General features: G+C 48.3%; 4 protein-coding genes and 1 pseudogene. 4 read left to right on the forward strand and 1 reads right to left on the reverse strand.

The window, feature by feature from the left end; genetic code table 11:
• A pseudogene (locus IE076_RS22435) lies at positions 1-361 on the forward strand (calcium-binding protein); the annotation flags it as partial.
• Positions 362-1,535: 1,174 nt separating this feature from the next.
• Here IE076_RS22435 and IE076_RS22440 read toward each other — a convergent pair.
• Positions 1,536-2,072, reverse strand: a complete 537-nt coding sequence (locus tag IE076_RS22440; RefSeq protein ID WP_189439023.1) for a toxin-activating lysine-acyltransferase — start codon at positions 2,070-2,072, stop codon at positions 1,536-1,538.
• An 846-nt stretch (positions 2,073-2,918) separates the two neighbouring features.
• On the opposite strand from IE076_RS22440, the gene IE076_RS22445 reads away from it, so the two are divergent.
• The 3 genes from IE076_RS22445 to IE076_RS22455 form a co-directional block, all read left to right on the forward strand.
• Positions 2,919-3,839 carry a hypothetical protein gene (locus IE076_RS22445; RefSeq protein ID WP_189439024.1) on the forward strand — a complete coding sequence of 307 codons (921 nt, stop codon included), beginning with the start codon at positions 2,919-2,921 and terminating at the stop codon, positions 3,837-3,839.
• Complete coding sequence (locus IE076_RS22450; RefSeq protein WP_189439025.1) at positions 3,836-5,470, forward strand: Hint domain-containing protein; 1,635 nt, start codon at positions 3,836-3,838, stop codon at positions 5,468-5,470. Before IE076_RS22445 ends, IE076_RS22450 begins: the two co-directional genes overlap by 4 nt.
• 63 nt (positions 5,471-5,533) lie before the next feature.
• A partial coding sequence (locus IE076_RS22455; RefSeq protein WP_189439026.1) for a calcium-binding protein occupies positions 5,534-11,074 on the forward strand: 5,541 nt, incomplete at its 3' end.

Here is an 11,074-nt window from a genome sequence, read left to right on the forward strand (position 1 = left end):
GCGGATGCTTGGTGATGTGAACGGGGACGGCCGAGTAGATATTGTTGGGTTTGGAGAAACTGGTGTATCGGTGGCAATGGATATTGCTGATGATATACTGAGTGGAGGTGCTGGAGACGACACATTTGTGTTCACCGGTGGATCATTCGGGCACGATATTATCACTGATTTCGTCGCGGGAGCAGGGTCTGAAGATTCCATTCGCTTTGCCACGGATTTCTTTGCAGATTTTAACGCAGTCCTTGCAGCAACAAGTAATAGCGGGAACAATGCTGTAATTACGTTTAACGACGGTAATTCAGTAACCCTGAATGGCGTAGACAAGGCGGATCTACATGCCGATGATTTCCAATTCGTTTAATCAAGGTGTCGCTTAATACAAACGAACCCCGGGGAAAAAAACTCCGGGGTTTCTATTCTCTTCGCCGCTCACCTGCTATTTCGAACCAGCCTTCTTCTTGGCTCCTGCGCTATTTTAGCGAAGCATTGAAACGCACGATTCTATTGCTTCTGCCATTTGTTGCTGGATACGTTCTTTGAGAAGTCAGTTGAGGTAACTAACGCTTTTGATCCGGTCCCTCATGGAAGGGCATAATAAAGTTTGTATAATCACATCCCGGGAACCCGTTCTCCTCGCTAAGGTGAACCGTTAACTTCATATCCTTGCGGTTTGGAGAGCTTCTCGCATCATCGGCCAGCTGCAAAAAGTAGAGACATTACAAACTTTATTATACCTGCACAACTCATTGTGAATGTATAATAATTTCTGCACACAACGGGCTTCTTGCATAATAATTCTTGCACACAAGCCGAGTTATTGCACGTTTTAGCTCACCATCTGTTCCATTCCGGTGCGGCGGCACGCTAACTAAGTCGGGAGCGTTTGGTGGCGTATTAGTCAGCATAGATAGACACACCCGTTGATTCAGCCAATTCTCTTCGCCGCTCACAGGAAGTGGTGTGGGAGACACCTGCCGCAGGTGCAACTTGGTAATGCTGATCGAAGCACGTAGTCTAGCGCGAGCAACGCGGAACTTTTCTTCGAAAGGGCATGACCATCTTCGCCATGGCTGCACTTGCAGTTCCTATGTCTTGTCCCATTGTCCACCCCTGCCTTCGTGATGTTGGGCCCAGTCACCCCCGTGCTCAAATCATGCGATTAATCCAATCGGAATTGATAGAGACTGCTCAACTGGGGGTACCCAATAGACCCGATAGGGGAGATGGCGTTCTCACAAGGGAAGCTTAGACCGCGTAACTTACGTATCAGACTCTTTGAAGAGAATTTTGTTGGGCACGATCAATGATGAACCATTCGACAACCGATAAATAAACTTCGTTAGTTTAATGCTGGTGCTGCCGCAAGATAGCCGCAGGCAATCCGGTAATGTCGACACCTACTTTATAGCAGGCTATACAATGCTTGGTGATACCTAGGTGATGACCATTATCGTTGTTGAATACATCAGAGGAAACTGAACTACTACACACGTTTTGGTTCCATTTGATTTTGAGCAATGCAACTCTTTGGCAACTCAGGTCGCGCTCGGGAGCTTTAATTCAGGGTCTAGTTGAAGCGGGGTTTTAGCACGATTTACCCCGTGCAGCTTCATGATGCCTCTTGGGGTACCGTTTTTGCCGATGCGAATGGCTTTGCCTACTTCATTGGGGAAGATATTGGAACGCAGATCCCTGAGAATTTGACGCCCATGTCCAAACGGAGCCAGGAAATCAATGCACCAAAGCTGATCTCCGTCAGTCCAATCTTCTGGTTGGAGATTGTAGTCGCCAGACAAATACTTAGCCTCAACCTCGCTGGTTAGGTGTGCCCAAGTGATGAGGCCGATTGGACGTGCTTTACTTCTATATATCCTGAACTGGTTTAGATGGATTGGTGGAAGGAATACGGCGCCAATATCATTAATTTGATATTCACTGTGCAGCCTTGACGCCAGCAGTAAATACGTAATCTCTCCCAGTATTTGAATGCGTTTGGAAGCAGACAATCGAGTGAATAAGCCATTATCAGGATCAAAGAACGTTTCGGATGAGCTAGTGGAGGTATGGTTCACAATCTGTTTCTTTCGTGAGACTTAATCATCAATCAGCTGTGCTTAACAGCTTGCAACCTATTTTTCGAAATATAAAGCAAGAATTTTTCTAGGGTTACTAGCATAACTCGGTTCTGCAACAGGGGTATTTATACTTCCTACGCTGTCTGAAAGTGACATTCGAGAATACTACACTGAAATAATATAATGTGATCTTTATTCTAATCTTAATATTATTTTATTCTTCAGCTTGGCGTAAGTTTTTGAGAGCAGCGTTTCTGGAGTACAGGCCAAGACAATGAACATGAATAACTCCAGATAGAGATATCCGGAGATGCATAGATATTTTTTTGGCCAAAAAGTTCGATTGGGTAAAAAGGATTCTGAATTTGAGAGCTACGTTCGCCAACTGATACCACCCGGTGGTAAATTGCGGATAATTTACTCATGCCGGCATTGAACGATGCAGCAAGTCGACCTGGGGTAATAGTTGCTTACAGCGGCGTGCCATTCGATGGGAATTACTACGGCGAGAGCGCTATTTACAAACGGCATTTACGGTAATGATAGTGACTTCTATCCGACTTCAATCTCAGGAACGGAACCAGATTTTCAAAGGGACTACAAGACGCAATGCCAGATCTGATTTTAGTTATAAAGCCAAACCCAATCCGCACTAAATAGCTGGTATTGCAAAAAGCAGTATGAAGTACGGATTGTTATTTATGGTTATGCATTCGGTGGTTGTAATCTACTTAATTTCGGACTGAATAATTAGGTTGTTTTTTGTTGGGAGCCTCGTTGGTGGCGACCAACTGCTTTCCGCGGTGCTGAGATAACTCACCTGCTATAAACATATGGGCTTAAATGAAAATCTCACTCCGTTTCAAAGTTCTCTGGACTCTTTCGCTGAACCTTGCGTGCTTGCTCTCGTTCTTGGCTTATTCGGAAGCGCAAACCCCAGCTCAGCACCGAAAAATTCTGGATTCTGTTGATTTAAGTGATCGTGATTCAAAGTTGGGCCTCAGAATCATTTGGGATCAAAATAATCTAATTCCAAACTGCAGGGAAAATTATGCTGAAACGATGCCGGGTCGCACGTGTGACAGACGCACATTTCAATATATTGATGGACCATCTAAGGTCCCGCGGAATGAAAAAGAGTATAAGACGCCTATCGACTTTCTCCCGAATACTTTGGCAAATAGTTTGGCGTTTTCCACTGGCGTCGGTGGCAATTATACCGTTCATGAACGGTGCACTGAAAAAGAAATACAGGCATTAGCTGAGTGGGCGAAGGCTAACCAGAAATTACAGCGGGATGATGTTCTAACGGTATCTTACCTCTCGCCAAACGATCCGTGGGCCTTTTGCTTTCATGAAGATAGTTGGGCATGGGATACTGACCTTCGACAGGGCATTGAACGTGTTTTCCAGAACCAGGTGTTTTGGATATGGCGGGGCGGCGAAGTTGTTGGCACTGCCAGTTGCTCAATTGCACGCCGTTCTCCTGGAGGAGGGCGTAATTATAAATCAAAGATTTTTCCCCAATGCAGCATTGAGCTGAACTTCGGCCAAGGGGATTACCAGATGAGGATAAGTCCGTTCCCTGCCGCCAACCTGCGCGTCATGCTCTCGCGGCTAGGTCCGATGACACGAGATTTTTGGATGCGTTTTGAGGAAACCATCGCATTACATGATTTTGATAAAGATCTCTTCTTCCCCAAAGTCCACTTTAGCGATCGCACCCAGAATATTTTAAAGCAAATTGAGGAACAAGTTAGATGAACGTAGTTATTGATGAGGCGACCATAAAGCGAGCACTGGAGCTAAATGACAAAGGGCTCCATGCTGAAGCCTATATGCTGCTGACGCTTGCAGGTGATAATTATGCAGCTTCCGCTTATCGGATCGTATCCGGGCTCGATAACATATATGTGCAGGTTGTTCAAAACATCTGGGAGAATGAGAGACCGGGAAGCGTTGCTCTGGATTGGGAAAATGTTGCTGGGGTGCATCAACGTAACTACCTAAATTATTTGCGTCTGAATAACGGACGGTTACCAGATACAAGGTTTATCGAAGACTCGTATGCTGATGCGCTCGATGATTTTGGTTACCCTCCTCATATGGCAATTGATATCGTACTCAACACACTTAACGAAGGAGTAGAGGGAGATTACGTAATACTGGTCGGAGAAACCTGGGTGACAGTAGACGTTTCTGTCAAATGGTATGAAATTCTTGGGCTTAACAACGAAAGGTATGCAGATACGCATTTAACGCTTGAAGATGCTGGAGCTGCGCGCGCCGCGCTAGAGCTTGTTTACGCAACTGTGGGCCCAGCATTTGATTTTGATACATCATTCGATGAGCTCTTTCGTCTCATCGGTGCATCAGCATTTAAGGACGCAACATTTTATAGCGTTGCCGATGCCCTGGAAGCCTTATTTGCAGAAAATTCTAACCCCAGTTATGACGAAATCGCCGCTGTCTTAGTCGATCTCCAGGAAACTAGCCCATGGATTACTACAGACAGTTTGCAGTTTGTTCAAAGTGTGTTTGAAAACCTGCCCGATAACTATAAAACTGGTTGGGATAAAGCACCCCAACTTATGGCACTACTTAGAGACGTTTTAGAAACAGAGAACGGCCTCTGTTTCCTTCCGGGCACTCCGATTTTGTTGCCAGACGGTAGTGAGAAGCGGATTGAGGAGATTGTGGTTGGGGATTTGGTACAGTCCTACAACGCATCAGGAGATCTGGTGGTCAGCCGTGTGTCCAAGGTCTTCCATAACCAGTCACAACATATCTTAGATGTCTTTGGCCTGATGGTGACGCCGGGCCATGTAACGTACTGCGGCGAGGGCCCTTTTGCGGGCCAGCATGTACCTATGATTGATATCTTGCGCAGCGACGGGGCGTTGATGAAAAGCGACGGCACCTTGGTGCGTGCGTCAACTGGCTGTGTTGTTGGTAGTGAGGGCGATGCACTGATTTGGGCTGTGACCGGTGAGCGTCGGGGGGATGGTACAGTGGCCATCAAGGAGAAAGCGCAGATCCGTGCCGGTTCTCGGTTTATTCTGGACGATGGCCGCGATATCTGCTTGCTGGACCTGATTAAAGCAGCTGGCGGCGCGCTGACGGGCGATGGGTCGATCAAGCTGAGTGGTTCAGAAGCAGCGCTGCCGTTCCATTGGATCTTCAGTGAAAGCTTGCCTGCTCCGGAAGACTATGTGCTTCAACGTTCTCAGCTCAGCCTTAAGGAAATTTATGGGGCTGGCAAATGGGAGGGGGGCGCCTCCAACTTTAGCGGAGAGGGATTACTTGGCATGCGCAAGCTCGTTACGCGAAGCACGGCACAAATTGCTGCTGGCACGCCCAATATTCCATTCAGCTTGCTGGATAAATCAAATTAATCTTCTTTTTCTGTTTTTCGGGGCACTCGGTTGAGGCCCCCCTGACGTATTGCGAACTCTCTTATGACCAAGTCCCTAGAACTTACTGGTGCCCATGCACCAGCCTTTGACTGCCGCGCCGCTTTACACTCTATAGTTGAGCCATCTAATAATATACTCTCTAAGAGTTTAAAGCGCTCCTATCTTTCGTATTTGTCTGAAGATGGAAAGTCTTTCGTCACCTATAATTTCGAGGTGGAGGGCACCCATACCTATATTGCCGGTGGTGTTCGTGTTCACAACGAAAGCACCCTTGAGCAGCACATTGTCAATCAAACGCAGCTCGGGGCGCTCCAGGAGTTGTTCGGAGATGACTTGCATGTTGTCCCGATTGGGGATGGGACATTCATATACGGGATTGATCGCAATCGTGAACTCATTCTCAATGATGGGACCGTTGTTACCTACGGAGAGCTGGCCGACCAAACCAATGAGATGACCGCCTCGCTTGGTGATATTCTGGCGGATACCTTTTCCAATATTCCCGGTTATATCCAAAATATGGCGCCAGGCATCATTGCTGAGCTGATAAATGGGGCTGACCTGAATGATGTTGCTGAAAAGTATGCCACCATCCTTGCGGTCAATATTGGTGTAGATGGCCTTGCAAAGCTGTTTAATCTTGAAGGGGCACAAATTGCGATCGATCCGCAAAATGGTCTGCCCATTATTGATGACATTGAGTTCTTTGATACGGTAGCTGGACAGGAAATCAAGGGCGCGATTGTCCAATTTGCTGTTGTTGCAGCACTTAGTGGCAAGGACATGGACGGCAGTGATTATGCGCAACTTGCTGCAAATCAATCCATTAAGGCTGCAGTTTCATATGTCGTAAAAACTTACGCTGGCAACTGGGCAGTTGACGTTGTTAAGTACGCGTCTGTTGCTGATGGCGCTGCAAACGAAGTTGTGAACCTAAGCCCAGAAGGGGCAGCGGCGGTTGCGGCGGCGGTCACGTTTTTTAGCAACCTTATTGATCATGGGTTTGATGATTTTGGACAAACCCTTATTGAAACTGCGGTTGCGGCGGCAACAACCTATATCGGACAAGTAATTGGCACCGCTCTGATACCAGTTCTCGGCCCACTCGGTCCCATAGTCGGCTCCGTTATTGGCTCGCTTCTTTCCAGCCTGTTTGGCGGGCTGTTCAGTAAACTACCACCGCCACCGCCGCTGACCCATATTGAGACCAATGACGACGGCACCCAGACAATTTACATCACTGACCACTCCAAGGGCTATGGCATCAAGGCCCGAGACGGCTTTGACGATACGCTTGTCGGCGGGATGCGTCAGGACCGACTGATCGGTTCCGACGGCGACAACGAACTTCATGGGCGTCATGGAGACGATCTCCTCTTTGGTCAGGAAGGAGACGATACGCTGCTGGGTGGTGCGGGTCATGATCTGATGGACGGCGGTTCTGGTCAAGATGTCTTGATTGGTGGTAATGGCAATGACGTGATTTATGGTGACAGTGCAGCTGATCACAGAGAGACCGGTTATGTTCAAGACGAAGCCGTCGAGACTAAAGGTGAAGTAGATGACAGCATCTCCGGCTCCGATGACAGTGAAGATACACCCGATGATGGCGGCGGCGATGACCCTGATATCGAGCCAACAGGAGAAGATGCCTATTCAGATGTGATTATCGCAGGTGCGGGTAACGACCAAGTGTTTGCAGGGCGCGGCAATGATTATGTGAAAGGCGAATACGGCTCCGATATTCTTCTGGGTCAATCCGGAGATGATATCATCGACGGAGGCGCTCATGACGACTTCCTGGATGGTGGAGATGGAAATGATAGCCTGACCGGAGGTGCTGGAGATGACGAAATCTTTGGTGGTGACGGCGATGATGTTCTGCATGGCGGACGAATGGTTGTCACTTATGAGACAGACTTGACAGCAGAAATCCGAACCTGGTTGGAAACCGTTGTAGCAGCAAACGATGAGTTGAAATCGGACAAAGGTTTACATGCTTACAAAGGCATGACCACTCTGGAGGGGCGCCCATTTGCCGGTGCCATCACCTTGGGTGAAGCACTGTTGACATTGGTTAACGGCGTTGAACTTAATATTTTTGCAGTTTTAAACGGTCAAACAGCTGAGTTGGGAGAACAATTCCTTAGTTGGCTAGACACGAACAATCCGGAGTTAAAGGCTCGGGTTGACGCAAATGAGTTCGCGTATATTAACCCGCAATACAGTCTGGATCTCGCCGTTTACCAAGAAAATATCGCTGACTGGCAAGAAGCGCGCAAACAACTTGCCGATGAACAAGGTGTTTCCGTAGACGAAGTTGATCTTCCAAAAGACTTTGAAGAAGTGGCATTGTTCGCGCAGCGCGTTCATCAGGTTGGTGAGGGAAGTGACGTTCTGGACGGAGGCGTTGGTAACGATAGCATTTACGCAGGCTCATTATCTGACACTATTAGTGGCGGCGATGGTAATGACATTATTTATGCAGATAGCTTCAAGACCATCACGAACGAAGAGGGTGAACTTGCCACTCAAGTTGTTGGTGGCGCAGCTGATATTATCGACGCAGGTAGTGGAGATGATACCGTTCACGCCGGCGCAGGAAGTGATCAGGTCAAAGGTGGAGCCGGGAATGATACGCTCCTTGGCATGGATGGAGATGATTTCATCTTAGGAGATGCCGGTACTGACATTCTCATTGGTGGAGAAGGACGAGATGTTCTGCTTGGCGGTGATGATGATGACAGCCTGTATGGAGACACAGGAGATGACAAGCTCATTGGCGGCAGTGGTGCCGACCGCCTGGAAGGTGGTGAGGGCCATGATACCTTGGATGGCGGTACAGGCAATGATGTAATCAACGGAGATCTGGGTAATGATATCATCAATGCAGGTGTCGGTAATGATTTGGCGCAAGGCGGCGTCGGTGATGACAGAATTGCTGGCGGAGAAGGTGATGATACGCTGCTAGGAGGTATTGGCGAAGATATCCTTCAGGGCGGGAATGGTAATGACAAACTATCCGGTGGGTCTCAAAATGATGTGCTTATCGGAGGGGCTGGCAACGATGAACTGTCAGGCGGCGATGGAAGTGATCGGTTCGTAATCCGATTAACCGATGCAGAAGAGCAAGACATCATTACGGACTTCAACCTTGAGGAAGATGTCATCTATATTCCTGAGGTTGCAGAAAAATCCCAGGATGGTGAAGATGCTGTACTCACTTTAAGCAATGGCCAGAAGGTCATTTTGAAGGGTATTAATTACCTTGATTTGGAAGATAGACACTTCAATTTTGATGAGTTTGAAGACGAAGAAATTCCAGCAGCTCCGGAAGATGAAGGCGTTTTTGAAGACGAAGATGGCTACGTCATAAGCCAGGGAGAGAACTGGTATACGGGTACAAACTATTTGTCTGAAGGAGACCTGTCAGAAATCACCAATAATGAGTACTGGCGGAAATCCGGCGGAAAACGAAAGAAATGGAAACTTCAGCACGATTCGGATGTCTACGGCACAGATGATGCTGAAGCGATCTATGGTGGTTGGTGGACAGAGCGTATCTGGAGCAAAAACGGGCATGATGCAATTTGGGGCGCGGATGGGAATGACACCATTCGCGCAAGTCTGGGCAACGACTTTGCTGACGGTGGTAATGGTAATGACACCATCTACGGCGAAGACGGCCATGATTTGCTTCTTGGTGGTTTAGGTGACGATCACATCTATGGTGGTGAGAAGAATGATACCATCATGGGCGGAGACGGCAATGATACGCTCGATGGCCAAAATCACAATGACTATATCTATGGCGGCTCTGGTGATGACATCATTCTTGGTGGCGATGGTACGGACTTTTTAGAAGGTGGTGCCGGCAATGACGAGCTGAATGGCGGTAACGCTGCAGATTATCTCAATGGCGATGTTGGCGATGACAATCTGGTTGGTGAAACCGGGCGTGATCACCTTGTTGGAGGGAAGGGAAATGATACCCTTTCCGGTGGCGATGATGATGACTGGCTTCAGGGCGGATCGGGAGATGATCATCTACATGGTGATGCTGGAGATGACATCTTGGAGGGTGAGGACGGCAACGACACGCTTGTTGGCGGTGAAGGAAATGACCGTCTTAAAGGTGGCTTCGGAGATGATGCTCTAATCGGTGGAGCTGGCGATGATAGGCTCGAAGGTGGCGCCGGTGAAGATGTTCTGGACGGGGGCGAAGGCAACGATACATATGTTGTTGACTTCGGTCATGGAACCGTTGAAATCAAAGACAGTGACAACGTCGTACCGGCTGAAGCTGAAAGGCTTTTGTCAGCTCGAAGTCTTACCCCATCTTACAGTTTCAGCGCGCTCTTAACAGCAAAGCAGCTTGCTGCTCCAGGTTCTGTCATACCTGATGAAACAGACACAATCGAGTTTAAAGGTACGGTTTCGGTCAATGATCTCACGTTTGAAACTGTCGCTGATTATCTGATCATTTCGTTAACTGCATCTGCGGACATGAATGCTTTGGAAAATACCGTTCTCAAGCTTCATCGATCATCAGATGATAACAAGCTTCAAATTGAACAGCTGGCGTTTGCAGATTCTTCGCTGATCAATTTGAACTCATATGCAGTTGGTTCTGGCTCTTCTGATCTAACCGGGACAGATGGCGACGACACGATCCTTGGGACTTTGGGTGCTGAAATCATTAGAACCGGAGACGGTGCAGATACTGTACTCGCGGGTCTTGGCGATGATGAAATTCTTGCTGGTGATGGTGATGACCGCATTTGGGCGGGACATGGCAACGATAGGCTTCAAGGTGGATTGGGCGCCGATAGGCTCGATGGCGGTACTGGCATTGATACAGCCTCCTATGAGGATTTCACCGATACGGACCTCACTTCACGTATCAGCCTGGTTAATGCAGATGAAAACACCGGAGCAGCAGCAGGCGATGTGCTGACCAATGTCGAAAATGTGCTTGGATCAGCTGGTCATGATGAGATCATTGGGGATGGCAAGGACAATGTGCTTGAAGGCGGCCTTGGCGATGACACGCTTCAAGGTGGCCTGGGCGCAGATACGCTTGATGGTGGAGATGGTATCGATACAGCCTCTTATGCAGACTTTACGGATGAAGCTGTCTCTTCTCGCATTAGTCTTGCAAACGCGGATGAGAACACTGGCGTTGCAAAAGGCGATATCCTGACGAACATCGAAAATGTGCTTGGATCAGCTGGTCATGATGAGATCATTGGGGATGGCAAGGACAATGTGCTTGAAGGCGGCCTTGGCGATGACACGCTTCAAGGTGGCCTGGGCGCAGATACGCTTGATGGTGGAGCCGGCATCGATACAGCCTCTTATGCAGACTTTACGGATGGAGCTGTCTCTTCTCGCATTAGTCTTGCAAACTCAGATGAGAACACCGGCGTTGCAGAAGGCGATATCCTGACGAACATCGAAAATGTGCTTGGATCGACTGGTCATGATGAGATCATCGGGGATGGCAAGGACAATGTGCTTGAAGGCGGCCTTGGCGATGACACGCTTCAAGGTGGCCTGGGCGCAGATACGCTTGATGGTGGA

This window comes from Pseudovibrio japonicus, from assembly GCF_014651595.1.
Lineage (GTDB): Bacteria > Pseudomonadota > Alphaproteobacteria > Rhizobiales > Stappiaceae > Pseudovibrio > Pseudovibrio japonicus.